Raw genomic sequence first — 22377 nt, 5'->3', positions numbered from 1 at the left:
TGAAATAATTGTCAATTATCCATTGTCTATTGTCCATTGAGAATAATTCTATCTTATCTTAAACAGAGAAAAACAACGTAAGATCCTATCTTTGAGTAAAATTACTTTACAAATTTCTGAAATTAATGTAAAAAAATGTTACAATCAATTAAGTAAAATTACTTAAATCAAAAATTAACCAACAAAACCACAATGAAAAAAATGTAAAATAAGACTAAAATTAGGAACAATAAAGAGGATTTAATCCAAAAACAAGATCTTGAAACTTTAATTAGTTTTAATTTAACGAGATTGAATCGAGTAAAAAAATTAAGCTAAAAGCCAAATTTCAAGACCAATTTAATTTAACTTAATACAAAAAAGATGTCTGATGAAAATTACAAAGTTTTACTTATTGAAGATAATCCTATCAATACTAAATTGATTGAAAGATTATTATTTCACTCACCGGAAGCGATAATTAATGATTATTTATCGTTCAATTTGACCTGTGCTAATAGTTTAATCATAGCGATCTCCAAACTAGAACAAGATCAATTTGATGTAATTTTACTGGATTTAATGTTACCAGATAGTGAAGGTTTAAATACCCTCATTCAGATTAAAAAATATACTAAAAACATTCCCATTGTAGTACAAACGGGAAGCAATGATGAAACTTTAATGGTCAAATGTTTCCAGTTAGGAGTTCACGGTTATCTGCGTAAAATGAATCTTGATCGTAATATTCTAGTTTATGCGATTCAATTAGCTGTTCAACGTCAACAATATATTGATAACTGGGAAGTCAAAGAACAACAAAAACAACAGGAATTAGAAATTAAAGGTTTAGAGCAGTTTACCAACTCCATTAGCACTAATATTACCGCAAGGATGTTCGGCTCTCAACCAATTAAAGAGAGTATTCCAGACATTTTTCAAGAATTTGTCGAGGATTATGGTAAATTACTTGATTTTGCCTTAGAAGAAAGGGCTTATCGAGTGGATCATAATATTCCTGATGCTTTACGTTGTTTAGCTGAAAAATTGGGCTTTCTCAAGGCCAGCCCTCGGGATGTGGTGGCGATCCATACTCAGGCGCTTAAACTGAAAAATAAAGATGTGCTTCCGGCTAAAGCCCAAGCTTATATTGCTGAAGGACGATTAATGGTTTTAGAGTTAATGGGTTATTTGACTTCCTATTATCGTAAGTATTATATCGGACTGAGTAACATAAATATTAATTTTGATAATTATGAGTATTAATTTTGATTCTTTATCTATGACAAAATATCTTTTAAGACTTTATATTACAGGTAATTCTATTCGTTCTCAAAGGGCGATCGCTAATCTTTTTCGCATTTGTCGAGAAGAACTCTCGGATCAATATAAAGTTGAAATTATTGATGTTTTAGAACAGCCCCATATTGCTGAAGCGGAAAAAATCCTTGTTACTCCCACTTTAATTAAACAACTGCCTCCCCCTTTACAAAGATTAATTGGTGATCTATCTAATAAAGATAAAGTATTATTAGGTTTAGATATGATTCTTAAAGAACCAAAAAAAACGAATGAATCTTAGCTAATTGACAATTGATCAGGCATAATTGACAATTAACATATTAATATTCTTAAAACAGACACAATAAAGCTAGAATGATCATCTTGCTTGTGTGAGATAAATTAAATGATTATTTTTGAATTTTAAATTGTAAATTTTAAACTAATGACTCAATCTCCAGATTACGAATTTGAATTTATTGAAAAACTAGAAACATGGATCCCCGGTTTTGATTTTCTCTCCGAAGGAGGTTTACCAAAGGGTAGGGCTACCCTTGTGGCAGGTACGGCCGGAAGTTCAAAAACCGTTTTCGCTTGTCAATTTTTGGCTGAGGGGATCAAAAGGGGGGAAAATGGCGTATTTGTAACCTTTGAAGAACCCCCTAAAGCGATCCGCCGTAATATGGGCGGTTTTGGTTGGAATATTAAAAAATGGGAAGAAGAAAGAAAATGGGCTTTTGTTGACGCTTCACCTCAACCGGGGGATCAGCCGATGGTAAGCGGTGAATATGATCTGGGGGCTTTATTAGCTAGAATTGAGTTTGCTATCCGTAAATATAATGCCAAAAGGGTCTCGATGGACTCTTTAGGGGCAATTTTTAGTCATTTGGAAGATAGCGCCCAAGTTAGAAGCGATCTGTTTCGTTTGGCTTCGGCGTTGCGGGAAATGGAAGTTACGGCCATCATGACGGCGGAACGCACGGAGGAATATGGAGAGATCAGCCGTTACGGTGTGGAAGAATTTGTGGCGGATAATGTGGTAATTTTACGCAATGTTCTCAATGATGAAAAACGCCGCCGTACTATTGAAATTTTAAAATATAGAGGGACAGACCATCAAAAAGGGGAATATCCTTTTACCATTATTCCCAAAAAAGGTATTGTCATTATTCCTTTATCGGCGATCGAACTGGAACAAAAATCATCGAATATCCGTATTACGTCTGGTAGTAATGAACTCGATCGAATGTGTGGCGGTGGCTTTTTCCGTGACTCGATCATTCTGGTTTCTGGGGCAACGGGTACGGGTAAAACCCTGATGGTGACTGAATTTATGGCTGGAGGGGTGGCCAATGGTGAAAGATGTTTAATTTTTGCGTTTGAAGAAAGTAGGGAACAATTATTTAGAAATGCGATCGGTTGGGGTGTGGACTTTAAACAGATGGAAAAAGAAGGTAAATTAAAAGTTGTTTGCCGTTACCCTGAAACTACGGGCTTAGAAAATCATCTAATTAATATGAAAGAAATGATTGAAGAATTTAAACCCAATAGGGTAGCCGTAGATAGTCTTTCAGCATTAGAAAGGGTATCAACTTTAAAAGGTTTTAGGGAATTTATTATTGGTTTAACTTCCTTTATTAAACAACAGGAAATAGGCGGTTTATTTACCTCCACTACTCCCACTTTATTGGGTGGATCTTCTATTACGGAAGCGCATATTTCAACTATTACAGATTCAATTATTTTGTTAAGATATGTTGAAATGTACGGAGAAATGCGCAGGGGTATTACAGTCTTAAAAATGCGTGGATCAATGCACGATAAAGACATTCGGGAATTTTCCATTGATGGTCAAGGTATGCACATCGGTAAACCTTTCCGCAATGTAACGGGTATTTTAGCCGGAAATCCGATGTATAATGCTCAAAATGAAGTTGAGCGTTTAAGTGGTTTATTTGACCAAGAAATGTAGTTATTTAATTGATAATTAATAATTGATAATTTTAATAAGTATTAAGTAATAAGTAGAAAACAGTGGAACAGGCATCTTGCCTGTTACAAACTTTTAACAGGCAAGATGCCTGTTCCACTTATATATAAATAACCAATAACTAATCACTAATAAAAAATAACCAATAACTAATAACGAATAACTAATGAACTTACAATCATTACTTAAAACCACAAGAAAATGGTTTTTTAATACTCCAGAAAGGGCGTTAGATGAGGCTTATCGCACCGCTTTAATGATTAAAGCGATCGAGGATGAGCATTTTCAAGGTCAAAAAGTTTCAGCGAAATTCTCAGAAAATAGTGAAAGTGTTGTTAGTTATTTTGAAAAAGAAGTTAATAGTTATATTCAAAAAATTAAAGCCAGATTAATTGAATTTGAAAGCAGTCGCTCCGTTGTTAAATTTGCCCAAAATGTTGAACAAAATAATAGTCTTTACCAACCTGATGAAGCTTTAATTATTGATAAATTAAATTTTATTGATAATATTATTAATAAATATGAACAGAGTTTATTTAATAAAAATAGATCCGTTGCCTTAGTACCTTTAGCCTCTAACGAGAAAAATTTACAGCAAAATAATAAATTTACCTCAAATCTTGATGATATTTCTGATTTATTAGATGATCAATCTTCTTTTAAAAATAAAGAAGAAACTTTGGAAACTATTACTGATAAAACAGGTGTTTTACCCCGTTCAATTTTAAGAACTTTTAGCCGAATTAGACAAGAAATTGATCCCCAATCTCCCGAAGCAGAGGAAGCAGTAGTCAATCGTTATCGCAAATCAAGAGATAAAACTGCGATTTCAATTCGCTTTTTATTAATATTAGTAATTGTACCTTTATTAATACATCAATTTGCGAAAATTAGTATCTTACAAACCCACATGATTGAACAGTTTTTTCTCAAAGATAATCAAGCCGAATTTTTTATTAATCGGGATTTAGAAGAAGAAGCTTTAAATGAATTAAAAATTTATCAAGAAAAATTAGAATTAAAAAAATATATTGATTTTACCTCAGATAAAAATGTAGAAAAAACGGAAAATTTAAAAGAAGAAACTACAAGTAAAGAAGAAAAAATTAAAGAAAAAGCTAAAAGTATAGTGGAAGAATATAAAGAAAAAAGTATTAATGCTTTAGCTAATGTTTTTAGTGATTTAATATCTCTATTTAGTTTTATTCTAATCCTATTAAAAAGTAAACGGGAAATTGTGGTTTTAAAAGCATTTATTGATGAAATAGTTTATGGTTTAAGTGATTCTGCTAAAGCTTTTTTAATTATTTTATTCACCGATATTTTTGTCGGTTATCATTCACCTCATGGTTGGGAAGTGGTGTTAGAAGGCTTGGCTAGTCATTTAGGAATAGCAGAAAGTCGTCAATTTAATTTTCTATTTATTGCTACATTTCCTGTTATTTTAGATACTGTTTTAAAATATTGGATTTTCCGTTATTTAAACCGCATTTCTCCCTCTGCTGTTGCTACTTATCGCAATATGAATGAATAAAATTGTATCAAAAAAAACCCTTTGCCCTAATAAGAAAAAGGGTTTAAAAGTAGGGTTAAATACTTTTTAATTAACGGGATTTTGACCATAAAAAGGCTGACTTTCTTCCCATAATTCTATTAGATTATTTTGCCATTTTAAATGGGCTAATTCTAACAAATTAACATTAGTTTCGGCCTGATTTTCCCTAGTAAAAATTAATTGATATTTTTGTTCAAGATTATTTAAAATATTTCTCCAAACTTCGGGATCATAAGTTTGATCCCCTAGATAATTTTTGACCCCTAAATAATCGGGATCACTTTGATAAATTCCTCCAAAAATTTGTCCCCTTACTGCTTTCATTTCCACAGCAATTAAACTATTAAAATTATTAGTTTCAAGATAATATTGATGGGCGATCGCCGCTAAATTAGAAATAGAATAAATAGGAATATTTAATTGTTGAGCCATTGTTTTAGCAGTTACTAAACCAATTCTTGTCCCCGTAAAGCCTCCCGGCCCTTTTGCCACGGCCAAAAAAGCAAGATTTGACCATGTTTGTGGTTTGATAAAATCTATTAAATATTGATGTAAATGAGTCGCTAAATCACGACCTAAATTGAAAATTTGAGAGCGAGAATCACCCTGAAAATTATTAATAGTTAACCCTAATTGGGGGGTATTTGTATGTAAAGCAAGTCCGTATTGATTAGATAATAATTTTTGCATAAATTAGAAATATTTGAGATAACAATTTAAAGTAAATTAACCTGCCCTAAACTAAATTTTTGTAAGGTTAAATAGGGATTGATCTTTACAAAAATAGGCTATTTACTGATTAATTTCCACATCGCTAAACCCCCACCTTTACCCCTAGCACAAATTAAATTTTCCCCCAGATAAAAATAATGGAAAAAAGGCAATTTTTTGAGGGGTTGTTGAGCAAATTTTTCTTCTTGAATTTTTCCGCCTCTTATTTCACCTTGATAAATTGTTTTACCTAACAAATTAACAGAAATTCTCGTAAAATCAAAAGCTAAAATATTTTTTTCTGGATAAAATTTAGCACAGCCACAAACCGATAAACTCATTAAACCAATTTGAACAACATTATTCATAATTGCTGATTTATATTCTTGTGAATTAGATGACTTTTCATCATTAGAATAGGTTAAATTAATTTTAACTAAATTTGGTAAATAAAAACCTTTTCCTAAGACAATTCCGGCTCTTTGTTTCGCCTTTTTTGTCCCCGTAATAAAACAAAGTTGCCATGTGCCTAATAATGATTCAAATTGATAATTTTGTTTACTTTTTTTAGAGCTTTTTTCTAATTCTAATAAAGCTTGATTAATTTGATCGGGATTTGGTTTATGCTTAGTTAAAGCTTGTTGTAAAATAGTTAAAGGATTATTCATATTTTTTGATTAGATATTTTGATTCACCAATTAAAAATTATCACAAAAGAGATCTTTTTTCTAATAATAATTAAATTTGCTCTAACAAAGTTTTAAGTTTTTCTAAAATTGTTTGCATTTGGGGAATTAAAAAGAGATATTGAGGTAAATTTTCTGATTTTTCATTGGCTATAATTTCCAAATTTTTTGCCATTTGAGGAAGATGATAGATCCCTGTCATAGAGGATGCACCTTTGAGTTGATGGGCATAATGGGCAACTTTACGGGGCATTTTTTGATTAATATAATATTCAATTTGGTTGATATATTCAAATGCGTCTTCTACAAAAGTTGATATTACTTGTTTTTGAAATTCAATATCATCTCTGGTTAATTCATTGAGTCTTTGAAAATCAATTAATTCATTATTTTCCAAAAATATTTGAGGTTGATCTTCTTTTATTTTTAAAGTAAAATCAGTTTTTTGTGGTAGCCAACGACTTAAAATTGCCTCTAAAGTTTCAATGGTAACGGGTTTACTAATATAGTCATCCATGCCCACTTCAAGGCACTTTTGGCGATCCTGATCAAAAGCGTGGGCTGTCATAGCAATAATAATTGTATGGCGAGATTTTCCTTCTTCTTGTCTGACTTTAATTGTTGTTTCATAACCATTTAAAATAGGCATTAAACAATCCATTAATACTAAATCATAAGATGTTTGTGCTAACTCATTTAAAGCTTCTTGCCCATTATTTACGCATTTAACTTGATAGCCTAATAATTGTAATTGATAAGTAATAACTTTTTGATTGGTTGGGGTATCTTCTACTAATAAAATATGATAATTATGACGTAAAGATTGATCTATTTTAATCTCTGAATGCTTAAGATTACTATTATTATTAGAAAGCAAATTCATAAAAGTATCAAATAAATGTGATACTCTTAAAGGTTTAAGAAGATAACCGTCAATTTCTTGATTTAAAAGGGGTTGAAGCTCTTGAATTTGATTATTTGAAATCAAAAAAAGCCAATGAATTTTTTGTAATAGGGGATCCATGGTAATAATTTTATTTAATTGTCGTGGATCAATTTTGGTACTTTGTAAGTCAACTAAAGCAATATCATAGGGGTGTTTGGTATTAACTTCTTGATGAATGCTTTGAATAGCTGTAGCTAAAGTGGGGGCTTGATACCATTCCATTTGCCAATTTTCCGCATAACTATAAATCATTTGATAACTCAAAGAATGATCAATTAAAAGCAATTTTGATCCATTCAAAGGGGAGATTTCTGATAATGATAAAACTTCAGGATTAAGTTGTTTTTTAAATGGTAAAATAAACCAAAAATTTGAGCCTTGATCTATTTCACTTTCTACACCTATTTCTCCTTGCATTAAATCGGTTAATTGCTTACAAATTGATAACCCTAGCCCTGTGCCTCCATATTTTCCTCGTTGTGCTTCTCCTACTTGAGAAAAGGAAAGAAACAGTTTATTTTGATCTTCTAAAGCGATCCCAATTCCCGTATCTTTAACCATAAATTTTAAGGTAACTTCCGTATCTTTTTCCTTGACTAAACTAACTTGAATTGTGACGGCTCCCCGCTCGGTAAATTTGAGGGCATTACCCGTTAAATTAATTAAAATTTGTTGTAAACGATTGCGATCGCCCTGTAAAAATAAAGGCACATTTGGAGCAATTAATAATAATAATTCAATCCCTTTACAATTAGACTGGGAAGATAACATTTCAATGACATTTTCTAAGGTTTCTTGTAGATCAAATACTTGAATATTTAAAGACATTTCTCCTGCTTCTAATTTAGAAAAATCTAAGAGATCATTAATAATAGATAATAAATTTTGACCGCTGGTTTTTAATGTTTCAACAAAATCGTTTTGTTCTCGATTTAAAGGAGTTTTTAATAATAAATCAGTCATGCCTAAAACCCCATTCATGGGAGTACGAATATCATGACTCATGGTAGTAAAAAAGCGCGATTTTACCCTTACTAATTCTAAAGCTTTTTCCCTCGCTTCTACCAATTCATTAATTACTTGACTAGCCATAATAATCCCACCAACACTATGATCCAGATGATACCAAGGGTGCATTGCCCATCTTAAAAATAAGTTTTTCCCATTAGCTCTAGGCCAAATATTTTCATTATTAGCTTCAATATTTCCTTGTAAAACTTTTTGATGAATTTCTTGCCAATGTTGCGGTAAATCTGGCATGATTTCATAATAATTTTTACCCCGTAAATCTTGATTTTCTAAGTCATAATCAATCAGCCATTGTTGAGAGTAAGCTAAATAATTCATCTGCCGATCAAACATGGCGATCGCTACGGGTGCATAGGTAACAATTTGTTGTAAATGTTGTCTTTCTTGTTGTAAAATAACCTCGTTTTGTTTATGTTGAATACCAATAGCAATTTGATCGGTAATGCCACTAATAGCATCTAAAGTATTTTGACTAAAAGAATGATTAGCTAAAAAACCAATGACACCGACAATTTTTTCCTCAATTTTTAACGGATAACCAATAAAAGAAATTAAATTATCACGCTTGGAAAATTGATCATTTTTAGGTAAATATAACAGATTTTCAATTAAACAAGGGCGGCCAGTTTCTAAAATAGAATGAATATTAAAATAATCTAAAATATCTTTAAGTTTCTGTTGATTATCTGGATTTTTATAACTAACACTTTTTAAAATTAGTTGGGGTAAATTGTCTTGATAATTAACAATCCAAATATAAACAGCATTAATGTTTAAATGTAGGGTAATCGCCTCACTACAACAATTTAAGAGTTCTTCTAAAGTCTTACTTTGAGTTAAAGCAAAACCAATATCACCCCCTAATTTAGCATAATTTGCTCTGTCAATTAATTCATCTTTGGCCTGTTGATATTTAGCCAATAATTGCTTAACCGAATCTAAAACTTGATCAAATTTTTCCCGACTTTCGATTAAATTATATTCAAATATTTTTTGCTCCGTAATATCTTCTAAAATTAATAAATAGGCCTTAATTGTACCATGAGCATTTTTGATTGCTGAAACTGTTTGCTTGATCCAAATAATAGTACGATCTTTGCGAATATATCTTTTTTCAAAAGAAAAATTAAATTCTTCAGTATCTTTTAATTTATTTAATTGCTCAATTGGTGGATAAAAGTCATCGGGATAAGTAATATATTCTACCTTCATTTGTCTTAATTCTTCCCAAGAATAACCTAAAATGTCACAAATTTTCTTATTTCCACTGAGCCATTTTCCTTTTAAACTAACTTGAGCAATCCCTAAAATATTTTGGCTGATTAAACATTGCCAACAAGCATCATTTTCAATGGAAAATAATGAAGATGAATTTTGTGAAATAGGTGATTGTGACATCATAATTAGGTATTTTTGATTAGGTATTTCTTATTAAATTTTTGTTGTTAATCTTTCGATTAGTAATAATTTTTTAGTTAATTATTTTAGTCTTATTTTTATTTAGTTGATCTTGATAGAGTAACAAAAATCAGCTAAATTATTAATTGTAATTATTCTTTTTATGAGTAATATTATACTGAACTATGTTCTGTTAATTTGTTACATTTTGTTTCATCAGATTATGGAATAAAGTAAAATACTTTTTAAATCAGATTAAAACTAACTCTGATCAAGAGTTTCAAGCAATTATTAATTTTTTCTTTAATTTTTTTGATTAAATGATTATAAATAATTTTCCTTTAATTTTAACACCAAAAATATTAGAAACTAAACTCCATCAAATACCTTTAACGGCTGGTGTTTATTTGATGAAAGATCACAGCGATCGCATCCTTTATATTGGCAAGTCAAAAAAGCTTAGAAGCCGTGTACAGTCGTATTTTAGGCAGTCTAGCCATCATACTCCCCGTATTGCCATGATGGTAAAACAGATCTCCGAGATCGAAGTGATGATCACCGATACGGAGGCGGAAGCTTTGGTATTAGAGGCGACTTTAATCAAAAAACATCATCCCTATTTTAATATTTTACTCAAAGATGATAAGAAATATCCCTATATTTGTATTACATGGTCAGAGGAATATCCTCGAATTTTTATGACGAGAAAAAGAAAAATAACTAATCAAAAAGATCGCTATTATGGCCCCTATGTAGATAGTAATTTATTACGAAAAATATTGGAAACAATTAGACAAATTTTCCCCTTAAGACAACGTCAAAAACCCCTCTTTAAAGATCGCCCCTGTTTAAATTATGATTTAGGCCGATGTCCGGCTGTTTGTCAACAATTAATTACCCCTGAAGATTACCGTAAAATTGTAGAAAAAGTAGCTATGATTTTCCAAGGGAAAACTAAAGAATTAATAGATTTATTAACTCAACAAATGGTAACAGCATCAGAAAATTTAAAATTTGAATTAGCCAGTAAAATAAGAGATCAAATTAAATCAATCACAGCTTTAAATATTAATCAAAAAGTCTCTTTTGTAGAAGATACAACATCCAGAGATGTGATTGCCTTAGCATTTGATCAATATCATAGTTCAATTCAACTATTTCAAATCAGAGGAGGAAATTTAGTTAATAGACTCGGTTTTTTCGTAGATATGAGTAATTTTGAATCTCCTTTAACCAATCATTTAGGAACAATTTTACAAAAAGTCTTAGAAGAACATTATAGTTATCAAGAAATTAACGAAATACCTAAAGAAATTTTAGTCCAATATAATTTACCCTATCCCCAAATTTTAAGTCAATGGTTAAGCGAAAAAAAAGGTCAAAAAGTAGAGATTTTAACACCCCAAAAACAAACCAAAGCCCAATTAATCGAAATGGTGGCCAAAAATGCCCAATATGAATTAATTAAAACCCAAAAATTTAGGGATCAAAATAATTTAGCTTTAGAAGACTTAGCCAAAATTTTAAATCTATCTTTTATACCCAAACGGATCGAAGGTTATGATATTTCCCATTTACAAGGCTCAAATGCAGTCGCCTCTCAAGTTGTGTTTATAGATGGTATTCCTGCTAAACAATATTATCGCCATTATAAGATTAAAAATCCTGAAATTATGATCGGACATTCCGATGATTTTGCATCTTTAGCTGAAGTGATTGAAAGACGTTTTAAAACTTTTTTAAATTTGACGAAAGAAGAATTAAAAAATAATAGTAATTTCCCAGATTTATTAATGATAGATGGGGGGAAAGGTCAACTTTCCGCAGTGGTTAAAGTATTAGAAGAAATGGCAATTTTACCCCATTTAACAGTTGTTAGTTTAGCCAAAAAAAGAGAAGAAATATTTTTACCTGATCAATCTTTTCCTTTAAAAACCGATCCCGATCAGCCCGGAGTACAACTGTTAAGAAGATTAAGAGATGAAGCCCACCGTTTTGCCGTTACTTTTCATCGTCAACAAAGAACAAAAAATAGTAAAATTTCAAATTTAGATGATATTCAGGGCTTAGGTTTTGCTAGACAAAAAAAATTATTAGCACATTTTCATTCCATAGATTATATTAGGGAAGCTACCATTAAACAATTAATGGAAGTATCAGGAATTGGCCAAAATTTAGCACAGGAAATTTATAATTATTTTCATTAATTTTAAACTTCAGAAGTTTTTAAAAACCTCCGAAGTTTAAAAATTTATGTTAAAATTAGATTAATTTAATTGCACGAAAAGCAAAAAATAAACCTAATGCTAAAACGGTGTAACCGATCATGATACCGGAAAAAGATATAACTCCAGCCATTGAAATTTTACTCCTTTATGATTTAATTAACTTTTATTATTCTACTATTAACTGATTCCAAAATAATTAATTTTATGCACAAAATTCCCGTTAATTTACCTCAAAATTCCTATCACATTGCGATCGCCTCCGGTATTTTACCTCAATTGGGAGAACAAATGAACCAATTAAAACTAGGTAAAAAAGTTTTAGTGGTTTCTAACCCTGAGATTTTTAACTTTTACGGAGAGACGGCGATTAAATCCTTACAAAGTGCAGGTTTTGAGGTGTTCAGTCATTTAATACCGGCCGGAGAACAATTTAAAAATTTAGAGTCTATTAGTAAACTTTATGATATTACCTTAGAATATCGTTTAGAGAGAAATTCCACCCTTGTGGCCTTAGGGGGAGGTGTGATCGGTGATATGACGGGCTTTGGAGCGGCAACATGGCTTAGAGGCATTAATTTTGTGCAAGTTCCCACCACCTTATTAGCAATGGTAGACGCTTCGATCGGCGGTAAAACGGGAGTTAACCATCCCCAAGGCAAAAATTTAATCGGTGCATTTTATCAACCAAAATTAGTTTTAATTGATCCTTTAGTGTTAAAAACTTTACCTGAAAGGGAATTTAAAGCGGGGATGGCCGAGGTGATCAAATATGGAATTATTTGGGATGAAAATTTATTTTTAGAGTTAGAAAATGCGGAAAAAATAGATAGTTTTACTAATATTAATCATGATTTATTAGAAAATATTATTATTCGTTCTTGTCAAGCGAAAGCCGATGTAGTTAGTCAAGATGAAAAAGAATCAAATTTAAGGGCAATTTTAAATTATGGTCATACCATTGGCCATGCGATCGAAAGTTTAACCAATTATGATTTAATTGTCCATGGAGAAGGCGTAGCAATGGGCATGGTAGCGGCCGGAAAAATTGCTTTAGAATTAAAAATGTGGACAAAAGAAGAAGCCCAAAGACAAGAAAATTTAATCAAAAAAGCTGATTTACCCATTGATCTTCCTAATAATTTAAAATCAGATGAAATCATTAATTTACTTAGTCATGATAAAAAGGTAAAAGATGGAAAAGTCCGCTTTATTTTACCAACAAAAATAGGAGAAGTTGTTATTACTGATCAAGTTTCAAGGGATATTTTAATGAAGATTTTATCATAATTAAATCAAACATTATTAATTTTATTTGCTCAAAAGTTGGGGCGTTAAAAAGCCCCTAACTTTTTAATATTTAATAATTAATATTTTTATTTATTTGAAAAATTTAACATAACTAATCAAAATTAACCCTAAAAATTTAACCTCTAATCTTTATATTTGCTATAAAATTAAAAGCGTTGCATCACTTGGATTTGATTAAATCTCCCAAAGTCGCAAAACAATTTTTTAAAATCAGATCTCGATCGGTGCAACGCTAAATTAAACACTTAGTTACAATCAAATTACTCAAGTGAGAAATTAACTTAAATTATCATCATGTCAAACAATCTCTTAACAGTTGCCTATATTGGGGCAAGTGTTTTATTTATCCTCAGTTTAGGCGGATTATCTAATCAAGAATCAGCCAAAAAAGGTAATATTTACGGAATTTTAGGGATGATTATTGCCTTTATTGCTACGGCTTTAAGTTCCCAAGTTACCGGATATGGTTTATTAATTTCTGTCATTATCCCAGGGGCGATCGTGGGGGCTATTTTGGCCGCTAGAGTCGCTATGACTTCTATGCCTGAGTTAGTGGCGATCTTGCATAGTTTCGTTGGTTTAGCGGCGGTTTTAGTGGGTTTTGCTAACTATTTAAACCCCGATCTCTCCCTTGTGGGTGCGGAAAAAACCATCCACGAAATTGAAATTTATGTGGGTATTTTCATCGGGGCTGTTACATTTACCGGATCAATCATTGCTTTTGGTAAATTAAGGGCTATTATTAGCAGTAAACCCTTAATGTTACCCGCCCGTCACCTTCTAAATATCGCCATGTTAGGGGCTTGTATTTGGTTAGGTGTGCAGTTTATGACCAATGAAAATGGTTTAACTCCCCTTTCGATCATGACGGCGATCGCCTGTGTGTTAGGGGTTCACCTCGTAGCGGCCATCGGTGGTGCGGATATGCCCGTTGTTATCTCTATGCTCAATAGCTATTCCGGTTGGGCGGCGGCGGCGGCCGGCTTTATGCTTTCCAATGATTTGTTAATTATTACGGGGGCATTAGTAGGCAGTAGTGGAGCAATTCTGAGTTATATCATGTGTAAAGCGATGAATCGCTCCTTTTTTAGCGTAATTTTAGGAGGTTTTGGGGAAGGAACAAGCACAAGCGCAGGTAAAAGCCAAGCCCCCGCAGGAGAAGCCACTCCCACCACCGCCGAAGAAACCGCTCAAATATTAAGAGATGCGAAAAATGTGATTATTGTACCTGGGTATGGGATGGCGGCCGCACAAGCTCAACATCCGGTTTCCGAAATTACCAAAATTTTACGCAAACGAGGCGTTAATGTGCGTTTTGGCATCCATCCCGTAGCCGGAAGAATGCCCGGCCACATGAACGTATTATTAGCAGAAGCTAACGTGCCTTATGACATCGTGTTAGAAATGGACGAAATTAATGAAGATTTCCCCGCAACCGATGTAGTGTTAGTGATCGGGGCGAATGACACCGTTAACCCTAGCGCCCTAACGGATCCCGAAAGCCCGATCGCCGGAATGCCCGTGTTAGAAGTGTGGAAAGCCTCTGAAGTAGTAGTCTTTAAGCGTTCTTTAGCTTCAGGCTATGCCGGAGTAGATAACCCACTTTTCTACATGGAAAATAATAAAATGTTGTTTGGTGATGCCAAGAAAAATGTAGATAATTTATTAAGGGCTTTAAGTGACCTCGAAATAGGTGCAGAAAAAGTCTTAGTTTCAGTTTAAAATTATTTGCTCTAAAGCTCTCACCCCTGCCCCTAATGGGGAGAGGGGGGGCTTTTTTCTAATATTAAATAATTCCCTGTTGCGCCTTGGAGGATGGGTTAGGGGGTAAGAGTAAAAAATTTTAGCTCCGACTTTGAGAAGATTTTACAACTTCAATTTTATCCTCTAAACCAAAAGCTAAAACTATTTTAAAAGTTTCTAAAAAACCGATTAACCATTTACAATCATTAGCCGAAGTATTTTGATAATTATGAATAAAAGAAGCTAATCTACAGATTAAATAATTATAACTTTCAGGACAAATTAAAATTATTTTTAACAGAATAATACTTAAGACTAAATAATCACTTTTTAGTAATAAAACAGTAACGGGATGTTTAAGATTAATTGAATTACGAGGATCTATTAAATAAGAGATAATTTCATTACAGGTTTGTAAAATCAATAAATCAGTAACAACGGTGTTATTTTCTTCTGCACAAACAAGTTGTAATTGTTTTTGAATTTTCTGATAAAGTAATTGGATATTTTCATTTTTACTGGTTTCAAAAGAATATAAAAGATACTTTAAAAAACTAACTTTAAAAGCAGAATATTTTAAATCTTCCGTTTGTTTAAGAAAAATATTAGCAATATTATGATAACCAAAACCTTTTTTCTTAACCACAACTTTTTCAATTAAACATAAACGATGATCGTCAATTTTAGTCGGTTTTTCCCACATTTTAGTATTATGGGGAGTGTATGACCATTGAGTTCTAGCCATATACATTTTTAATTGTAAACTAAATTTTTGTTGTATTTGTTGTGCTAAAATTTCGGCGATTTCCCGTTCTTCTATACTTTTATCTGGATTGAGAGATTGTTCTATTAAGATAAAAACTGAAAAATAATCTGTCCAATGTTTTTTCTTCTGAAAATCACATTTACCAATCAAAAAATCTATATTACTAAAATTGTCACTATATTTAAAATTATTAAGCCAAGTTTTAGTTGTAACTTCCACTAAGCTAGTTTCATCATTAACAGAAAAATCTTGGGTTAAAAGTTGTCTTAATCTTAAAATATATTTATATTCTTTTTTCTTAATCCATTCTTTCAAAAACACATAACAACATTTTTCGACAATGATAAAATATTCCGGTTGTTTATCTATAAATTGACTCAACATACTTAAAGTATATAAGCCTTGATAACATTCTGGGCTGACTGTTTCATCTTGTAAAATAAATAACCGATAAAAATCATCTAAATTTTTATAAGGTGAATCTTTTGTAATTTTATTAGCAAAAAATTCCACTATTGTTTTATTAATTTCGGCAATTTGTTTGACTTGTTCGTGTGAACCTTGTAAAATCGTGCCTGTTCCTTGTATTTTAGTTACATTATTATTAGAATTAGAATTAGTCATAATTATTGTTTCTTAGTTATTGATTATTTGTTACTACTTATTGGTTATTACTTATTACTTATTAACTAATCTTTTCCATTTTAATTGATTTTTTTCTTGCCTCCATCTCCATTGTAAAAAATTAGCTTTTTGTCCAATACTTAAGGTAGATAGCCCGATCGCCCTGCGAGGGGAGTCTGTAGCCAAAGCAATAGCAGTTTCTTTACTACAAATATTCCATTTAACTAAATTTTCTACTCCTGTTAAGAGGGGTAAAGTCGTTCCGGCCAGAGTGCCACCCTCAAGTCTAGCTGTGCCTTGTTTGATCTCAATGATACGTTGATCCCAAGGATAAAAGCCCTCACAAAGCCCGATGGGGGCTAAAGCATCACTCACTAAAAATAAACCTTTTTGCCCTTCTCCCGCTCTGATCAGAATTTTTAACATGGTAGGACAAATATGTTGACCATCGGCGATCACCCCACAAAAAACATCAGAGTTAATCAGAGCCTCACCCAATAATCCCGCCTCTCGATGATGTAAACTAGGCATGGCATTAAAAGCGTGTGTCACCATTGTAGCACCTTGGTTAAAAGCAATTTTAGCTTGTTGAGCAGTGGCACAGGAATGACCTAAACTAATTGTAATCCCTAATGATTTTAAATAGGGGATAATTTGATCATTTTGATCATTTTCTTCTAATTCAGGGGCAAGGGTAATAATTTTTACAATCTTAGCATAATCCCCTAAGACTTTTTTAAGATTTTGAAAGGTTAAAGGTAATAAATATTGTTCAGGATGAGCGCCCCGTTTTTGATCATTTAAAAAAGGCCCTTCTAAATGGACTCCTAAAATTTTAGCTGTTGTTTGTGCCGATTTTTGATCGGCGATAAATTGAGCTAAAATTGATAAAGATTGTTGTATTTTATCTAGGGAAGTGGTAACAATAGTTGGCAAAAATCCTCCTATTCCTTCTTGCCATAAATATTGACAAATTTCTTTTAATTTAGGTAAATCTTTAACTTCTAAATCGGGAAAAGCTAATCCTAATGCTCCATTAATTTGTAAATCTATCCCATCTAATGATAAAATATCTCCGTTAAGATCTATTTGATTAAATGAGGTTTGTTCTGATTGAAAATTACTCATTGCTTCAATTTCTGAAATGATCCCATTTTGATCAATTTTTAGATATTGTAAGCCCTGCTTATTAGCAATAACAGCATTAGTAATTATATAATTCTTTAACATAATAGATAATTGACAGTTGACAGTTGACAGTGAACAGTTGACAATAACAAATAACAAATAATTAATAATTAATAATTTATGACAAACAATTTTTCTCCTTTAGTTGGGATTATTATGGGCAGTGATTCCGATCTACCTACAATGAAAGAAGCCATTACCATTTGTGAGGATTTTGATGTTGCCTGTGAAGTGGCGATCGTCTCCGCGCATCGCACAGCCGATCGAATGTTCCACTACGCCAAAACAGCCCACGAAAGGGGAATTAAAGTTATTATAGCAGGTGCAGGAGGTGCGGCTCATTTACCCGGCATGGTGGCGTCCTTAACTCCTCTACCCGTGATCGGTGTACCCGTTGCGACTCGCCATCTTCAAGGGGTAGACTCCCTCTATTCGATTGTACAAATGCCCAAAGGGATCCCCGTTGCTACCGTGGCCATTGGCAATGCCACAAATGCAGGTTTATTAGCAATTCAAATATTAGCATCCCACGATCCCCAATTATTACAAAAAGTCCAAACATATCGTCAAAGTTTAACAGAAATGGTCATGGAAAAACAAACTATTTTAGACGATGTTGGTTATCAAAATTATTCTTTAGAATAGTCATTTATCACTGATGATTATTCATTTATTAACTATCAGCTATTATCTAAAGAATAACGAATAACAAATAAAATTTTTTATGTCAAAAATCAAGTTAATGCACGGCAAATTACATCGAGTGCGCGTTACCGATGCTAATATTAATTATGTTGGAAGTATCACCATTGACCAAGATTTGATGGATCAAGTGGGAATTTTTCCTTTAGAAGAAGTAGATATTTGGAATGTAAGTAATGGAAATCGTTTGTCTACCTACGTTTTACCTGGTGAAGCAAAAAGTGGGGTTATTTGTCTTAATGGTGCGGCCGCCCATTTGTGCGATCCAGGAGACCTTGTGATAATTGTAGCTTATGAAGAAAAAGATCGGGATCAAGTATTAACTCATGGCCATTCAGCTAAAGTTTTAATCGCCGATGAACAAAACCGTTGTCAAGAGTTTTTTTATCAAGTTTTAGAACCCTCTAATGATCAAATTATCTTCCATTCTCAAGTAACAGAATTATCACAAATTCATTAAGTTTTTACAAAAAATAAATTAATATAACACTCCTAAATTGGTATTGGCAAAAAGGGTTAACCCTTTTGTTATTCGTTACTCTTTATTTGTTATTCTTAACAACACTTTAACAGTCTTTTTCTCATAATTTAATTGATCGGCCACAACCTATTTAGGATTGCTATATATTAATTATTATTAATAAATCTCAACTATTCTTAATAAAAAATATTTATTAGTTCAAATCTTCAACAATTTAAGTTCTTTTTTAAATTTATCTACTATAATAAGAAATAACAACAGGATTTTTTCTTAAAAATACCCTAGCCAAATTTTAATAAACCATAAATCAATCTACTAAAATTATCTGACAAAATCAAAAAAAACCACCGATTTTTCAATAATTAAATTTAATAATTAAAATCAATAGGTAATAATTATGGTAGAACCTTTAAAACTTTTAACCGATTCAACTCACGACATTTTAAGATCAGAATATCATCCCCTCAAAGCGATTTTTTCTCCTAAAAGTGTAGCCGTGATCGGGGCTTCTGATCAAAAAGGAAGCGTAGGACAAACTTTATTATGGAATTTAATTAGTAGCCCTTTTGGCGGTACGGTTTTCCCCGTCAATCCCAAACGCAAAAGTGTTTTAGGCATTAAAGCCTATAGTAGTATAAAAGAAATCCCCGAAACGGTTGAACTAGCCGTGATTGCCATTCCAGCCCCATTAGTGCCGGCCATCATTCAAGATTGTGTTGACATCGGCGTTAAAGGGGCAATCATTATTTCCGCCGGATTTAAGGAATTTGGCGAACAGGGCAAACTGTTAGAAAAACAAATTAAAGAGATTGCGAAAGGTAAATTAAGAATAATTGGGCCTAATTGTTTAGGAGTAATGAACCCCCAAACGGGGTTAAATGCTACCTTTGCTAATAAAATAGCTAAAAATGGAAATGTAGGATTTATCAGTCAAAGCGGAGCTTTTTGTACTTCTATTTTAGATTGGAGTTTACAGGAAAATGTAGGTTTTAGTGCTTTTATCTCGATCGGCTCAATGGTTGACGTGGACTGGGGTGATTTAATTTACTACCTTGGAGACGATCCCAATACGAAAAGTATTGTGATTTATATGGAGTCTATTGGAAATGCCAGTTCCTTTCTTTCCGCCGCAAGGGAAGTCGCCCTAAGTAAACCGATCATTATTATTAAAGCAGGGGAAACAGAGGCCGCCGCCAAAGCCGCCGCCTCCCATACAGGAGCATTAACGGGTAGTGATAAAGTCTTAGAAGCGGCCTTTAAACGTTGTGGAGTTTTAAGAGTTAAGCGCATTAACGATCTATTTGATATTGCAGAGGTTTTAGGAAAACAGCCCATTTTACCAAAGGGATCCCGTTTAACCATTGTCACCAATGCCGGAGGGCCGGGGGTTTTAGCCACTGATGCTTTAATTGCCACAGGAGGCGATTTAGCCGAGCTTTCAGAGGATACGCTCCAAAAATTAAATGAGTTTTTACCCCCTCAATGGAGTCACCATAACCCCATTGATATTTTAGGGGATGCGGATCCGGAGCGTTATCGGAAAACTTTAGATGTGATTGCAAAAGATCCCAATAGTGACGGCTGTTTAGTGATTTTAACCCCCCAAGCCATGACCAACCCCCTCGCCACTGCTCAACAATTAAGTAATTTTGCCCCCCAAATTAAAAAGACTATTTTAGCGAGTTGGATGGGAGGATATGAAGTTAATGAAGGTGAAAATTTATTAAATCAAGCGAGTATTCCTACCTATCGTTATGCTGATGAGGCGGCCAATTTATTTAATTGGCTCTGGAAATATAGTTATAATTTAGGTGGTATTTATGAAACTCCCGTTTTACCTCCAGACGTGGAAGGTTTCCCCGATCGCCGTCAAGTTGAAGCAATTTTAGATCAGGTGCAACAGAGCGATCGAGAAATTCTAACTGAATCAGAGTCAAAAGCGATTTTAGCCGCTTATGGTATTCCTATTGTACAAACTTTAAACGGTAAAACAGAAGATGAAGCGGTTAATTTAGCAGAAAAAATCGGTTATCCAGTGGTATTAAAACTGTGGTCAGAAACCATTACCCATAAAACCGATGTGGGGGGAGTACAATTGAACTTAACCGATGAAAAAGCCGTCAGATGGGCTTATCAGGAGATTAAAGACACTGTAACAAGTAAAGTGGGGGTGCAACACTTTTTAGGGGTGACAGTGCAACCGATGTTAAGGCTTGATGGTGGCTATGAATTGATTTTAGGCAGTAGTATTGACTCCCAGTTTGGGCCGGTGTTGCTATTTGGTACGGGTGGCCAGTTAGTGGAAGTGTTCAACGATCAATCGATCGCCCTGCCGCCCCTTAACTCGATTTTGGCCAGAAGAATGATGGAGCAAACCAAGATCTATCGGGCTTTAAAAGGCGTAAGGGGTCGAAAACCCGTTAATTTAGAAGAATTAGAACAGTTAATGGTGAGATTTAGTCAATTAGTGACGGAAAACCCCCGTATTAAAGAGATTGACATTAATCCCCTCCTCGCTTCCAGTGAAAGACTGATCGCCTTAGATGCCCGTGTGGTAATTTATCCGGCCGTTATACCGGATTCTGAGTTACCTAAACCTGCTATTCGCTCCTATCCGATCCAGTATATTACTAATTGGGAGTTTTCCGATGGTAAAGCCGTAACAATTCGGCCAATTCGTCCTGAAGATGAACCGGCCATCAAATCATTTCACGAAACTTTATCTGAAGAAAGCGTTTATTTTCGTTATTTCCACTTAATAAAAGTGAGTCAATTAAATGCCCATGAGCGTTTAACCCGTCTTTGTTTCATTGACTACGATCGAGAAATGGCTTTAGTGGCTGACTATCAGGATCCCGTCACGGGTAAACATGAAATTTTAGGTTTAGCCCGTTTAAGTAAACAACATGGTTTAAATGAGGCGGAATTTGCTATGATGGTCAGCGATCGCTATCAAAAGAAAGGTTTAGGTACACAACTTTTAAAACAGTTAATGATCGTGGCCAAAAATGAAAATTTAACTCAAGTAACGGGAGAAATACTATTAGAAAATAAACCCATGCAACGAGTTTGTGAAAAGGTTGGTTTTAAATTAAAACGCACTCCCGAAGCCGTTAAAGTTAATTATCAATTATAGAATAAAACCTTAACCCTGAAGGGTCAGGCTATAGAAATAAAGCCTGTGCAGACAGGCTTCATTTTAGTCTGCATAGGCAGACTTTGTTTTTGTAGCATAAGGCTTCAGCCTTATGCAAAATTTGATAATAACTAATAACAAATAACCAATTATATTTGAGACTGTAAATAATTTTGTAAACCTATTTTTTCAATTAAACCTAACTGTTTTTCTAACCAATAAGCGTGATCTTCTTCACTATCAGCTAAAATAACTTTTAAAATTTCTCTAGTTTGATAGTCTTGTTCCTGTTCACAAACAGCGATCGCGCCCTTTAATAAACCGATCACCTTATACTCTAATTCCAGATCATTTTTTAACATAGATGAAACATCAGTACCAATGTTCAAACCATCCTGTTGAGACAGATCGGGGGTAGTTTCCAAAAATAAGAGACGCTCGATCAACATTGTACAATGACCAGTTTCCTCTTGCATTTCGTGATCAATACGTTCAAATAACTTAGTTAAACCCCAGTCAGCATACATTCTCGAATGGGTGAAATATTGATCCCGTGAGGCTAACTCCGTGCGTAATAATGTTTGTAATTGGGCAATTACTTTTGAATTTCCTTTCATAATTTTACT

General features: G+C 33.1%; 17 protein-coding genes. 10 read left to right on the top strand and 7 right to left on the bottom strand.

From position 1 onward, the window contains the following. Positions 1-363 precede the first annotated feature (363 nt). From Anndu_RS07370 to Anndu_RS07355, 4 genes are all read left to right on the top strand, one after another. Positions 364-1245 (top strand): response regulator, encoded by an 882-nt coding sequence (locus tag Anndu_RS07370; protein WP_464103745.1) that lies wholly within the window; start codon positions 364-366, stop codon positions 1243-1245. Between the two features lie 16 nt (positions 1246-1261). Next, entirely contained in the window at positions 1262-1561 is a 300-nt protein-coding gene (locus tag Anndu_RS07365) for a circadian clock KaiB family protein (RefSeq protein ID WP_464104055.1), read from the top strand. 144 nt (positions 1562-1705) lie between these two features. Beyond that, positions 1706-3232 carry a circadian clock protein KaiC gene (kaiC, locus tag Anndu_RS07360; RefSeq protein ID WP_464103744.1) on the top strand — a complete coding sequence of 509 codons (1527 nt, stop codon included), beginning with the start codon at positions 1706-1708 and terminating at the stop codon, positions 3230-3232. A gap of 184 nt (positions 3233-3416) precedes the next feature. Then, positions 3417-4784, top strand: coding sequence for a proton extrusion protein PcxA (locus Anndu_RS07355; RefSeq protein WP_464103743.1), 1368 nt, complete (start codon positions 3417-3419; stop codon positions 4782-4784). 66 nt (positions 4785-4850) lie between these two features. Here the strand turns inward: Anndu_RS07355 and tsaB are convergent, their stop codons facing one another. The 3 genes from tsaB to Anndu_RS07340 form a co-directional block, all read right to left on the bottom strand. Then, on the bottom strand, positions 4851-5495 hold the full coding sequence (gene tsaB, locus Anndu_RS07350; RefSeq protein ID WP_464103742.1) for a tRNA (adenosine(37)-N6)-threonylcarbamoyltransferase complex dimerization subunit type 1 TsaB: 645 nt from the start codon (positions 5493-5495) through the stop codon (positions 4851-4853). A gap of 98 nt (positions 5496-5593) precedes the next feature. Beyond that, positions 5594-6184 carry a hypothetical protein gene (locus tag Anndu_RS07345; RefSeq protein ID WP_464103741.1) on the bottom strand — a complete coding sequence of 197 codons (591 nt, stop codon included), beginning with the start codon at positions 6182-6184 and terminating at the stop codon, positions 5594-5596. A 70-nt stretch (positions 6185-6254) separates the two neighbouring features. Then, entirely contained in the window at positions 6255-9578 is a 3324-nt protein-coding gene (locus Anndu_RS07340; RefSeq protein WP_464103740.1) for a response regulator, read from the bottom strand. 317 nt (positions 9579-9895) lie between these two features. Between Anndu_RS07340 and uvrC the strand changes: the two genes are divergently transcribed. Continuing rightward, entirely contained in the window at positions 9896-11782 is a 1887-nt protein-coding gene (gene uvrC, locus Anndu_RS07335) for an excinuclease ABC subunit UvrC (RefSeq protein ID WP_464103739.1), read from the top strand. A gap of 55 nt (positions 11783-11837) precedes the next feature. Here uvrC and petL read toward each other — a convergent pair whose 3' ends face one another. Further along, positions 11838-11933, bottom strand: coding sequence for a cytochrome b6-f complex subunit PetL (gene petL, locus Anndu_RS07330; protein WP_464103738.1), 96 nt, complete (start codon positions 11931-11933; stop codon positions 11838-11840). Between the two features lie 74 nt (positions 11934-12007). On the opposite strand from petL, the gene aroB reads away from it, so the two are divergent. Both aroB and pntB read left to right on the top strand, forming a co-directional pair. Continuing rightward, positions 12008-13090, top strand: coding sequence for a 3-dehydroquinate synthase (gene aroB, locus Anndu_RS07325; protein ID WP_464103737.1), 1083 nt, complete (start codon positions 12008-12010; stop codon positions 13088-13090). Between the two features lie 315 nt (positions 13091-13405). Further along, positions 13406-14833 (top strand): Re/Si-specific NAD(P)(+) transhydrogenase subunit beta, encoded by a 1428-nt coding sequence (gene pntB / locus Anndu_RS07320; RefSeq protein ID WP_464103736.1) that lies wholly within the window; start codon positions 13406-13408, stop codon positions 14831-14833. A 121-nt stretch (positions 14834-14954) separates the two neighbouring features. Here the strand turns inward: pntB and Anndu_RS07315 are convergent, their stop codons facing one another. Together Anndu_RS07315 and nagA are read right to left on the bottom strand one after the other, a co-directional pair. Next, the gene (locus tag Anndu_RS07315) at positions 14955-16244 is read right to left on the bottom strand and encodes a hypothetical protein (RefSeq protein ID WP_464103735.1); all 1290 of its coding nucleotides are present in this window, start codon (positions 16242-16244) and stop codon (positions 14955-14957) included. Positions 16245-16298: 54 nt separating this feature from the next. Further along, a complete protein-coding gene (gene nagA, locus Anndu_RS07310) occupies positions 16299-17474 on the bottom strand; it encodes an N-acetylglucosamine-6-phosphate deacetylase (RefSeq protein ID WP_464103734.1) in 1176 nt (391 codons plus the stop codon). A 78-nt stretch (positions 17475-17552) separates the two neighbouring features. Here nagA and purE point away from each other — a divergent pair, with 78 nt between their 5' ends. The 3 genes from purE to Anndu_RS07295 all read left to right on the top strand — a co-directional run bounded on the left by purE (position 17553) and on the right by Anndu_RS07295 (position 21751). After that, a complete protein-coding gene (gene purE / locus Anndu_RS07305; protein ID WP_464103733.1) occupies positions 17553-18077 on the top strand; it encodes a 5-(carboxyamino)imidazole ribonucleotide mutase in 525 nt (174 codons plus the stop codon). Positions 18078-18156: 79 nt separating this feature from the next. Next, positions 18157-18594 (top strand): aspartate 1-decarboxylase, encoded by a 438-nt coding sequence (panD, locus tag Anndu_RS07300; RefSeq protein WP_464103732.1) that lies wholly within the window; start codon positions 18157-18159, stop codon positions 18592-18594. A gap of 418 nt (positions 18595-19012) precedes the next feature. Further along, a complete protein-coding gene (locus Anndu_RS07295) occupies positions 19013-21751 on the top strand; it encodes a bifunctional acetate--CoA ligase family protein/GNAT family N-acetyltransferase (RefSeq protein ID WP_464103731.1) in 2739 nt (912 codons plus the stop codon). Between the two features lie 149 nt (positions 21752-21900). Here Anndu_RS07295 and bfr read toward each other — a convergent pair whose 3' ends face one another. After that, the gene (bfr, locus tag Anndu_RS07290) at positions 21901-22368 is read right to left on the bottom strand and encodes a bacterioferritin (RefSeq protein ID WP_464103730.1); all 468 of its coding nucleotides are present in this window, start codon (positions 22366-22368) and stop codon (positions 21901-21903) included. Positions 22369-22377: the final 9 nt, after the last annotated feature.

The organism is Annamia dubia NIES-4383, assembly GCF_055394725.1.
Note: the sequence above shows the minus strand (reverse complement) of the source record. Positions and strands in the feature narration are given on the sequence as shown.

What these genes read in the sequence shown, in the direction of transcription:
- Anndu_RS07355 (WP_464103743.1), top strand. Translation starts at nt 3,417, where the DNA reads ATGAACTTACAATCATTACTTAAAACCACAAGAAAATGGTTTTTTAAT.
- Anndu_RS07295 (WP_464103731.1), top strand. Translation starts at nt 19,013, where the DNA reads ATGGTAGAACCTTTAAAACTTTTAACCGATTCAACTCACGACATTTTA.
- Anndu_RS07370 (WP_464103745.1), top strand. Translation starts at nt 364, where the DNA reads ATGTCTGATGAAAATTACAAAGTTTTACTTATTGAAGATAATCCTATC.
- petL (WP_464103738.1), bottom strand. Translation starts at nt 11,933, where the DNA reads ATGGCTGGAGTTATATCTTTTTCCGGTATCATGATCGGTTACACCGTT.
- nagA (WP_464103734.1), bottom strand. Translation starts at nt 17,474, where the DNA reads ATGTTAAAGAATTATATAATTACTAATGCTGTTATTGCTAATAAGCAG.
- Anndu_RS07365 (WP_464104055.1), top strand. Translation starts at nt 1,262, where the DNA reads ATGACAAAATATCTTTTAAGACTTTATATTACAGGTAATTCTATTCGT.
- Anndu_RS07315 (WP_464103735.1), bottom strand. Translation starts at nt 16,244, where the DNA reads ATGACTAATTCTAATTCTAATAATAATGTAACTAAAATACAAGGAACA.
- Anndu_RS07340 (WP_464103740.1), bottom strand. Translation starts at nt 9,578, where the DNA reads ATGATGTCACAATCACCTATTTCACAAAATTCATCTTCATTATTTTCC.
- aroB (WP_464103737.1), top strand. Translation starts at nt 12,008, where the DNA reads ATGCACAAAATTCCCGTTAATTTACCTCAAAATTCCTATCACATTGCG.
- pntB (WP_464103736.1), top strand. Translation starts at nt 13,406, where the DNA reads ATGTCAAACAATCTCTTAACAGTTGCCTATATTGGGGCAAGTGTTTTA.
- purE (WP_464103733.1), top strand. Translation starts at nt 17,553, where the DNA reads ATGACAAACAATTTTTCTCCTTTAGTTGGGATTATTATGGGCAGTGAT.
- kaiC (WP_464103744.1), top strand. Translation starts at nt 1,706, where the DNA reads ATGACTCAATCTCCAGATTACGAATTTGAATTTATTGAAAAACTAGAA.
- uvrC (WP_464103739.1), top strand. Translation starts at nt 9,896, where the DNA reads ATGATTATAAATAATTTTCCTTTAATTTTAACACCAAAAATATTAGAA.
- Anndu_RS07345 (WP_464103741.1), bottom strand. Translation starts at nt 6,184, where the DNA reads ATGAATAATCCTTTAACTATTTTACAACAAGCTTTAACTAAGCATAAA.
- bfr (WP_464103730.1), bottom strand. Translation starts at nt 22,368, where the DNA reads ATGAAAGGAAATTCAAAAGTAATTGCCCAATTACAAACATTATTACGC.
- panD (WP_464103732.1), top strand. Translation starts at nt 18,157, where the DNA reads ATGTCAAAAATCAAGTTAATGCACGGCAAATTACATCGAGTGCGCGTT.
- tsaB (WP_464103742.1), bottom strand. Translation starts at nt 5,495, where the DNA reads ATGCAAAAATTATTATCTAATCAATACGGACTTGCTTTACATACAAAT.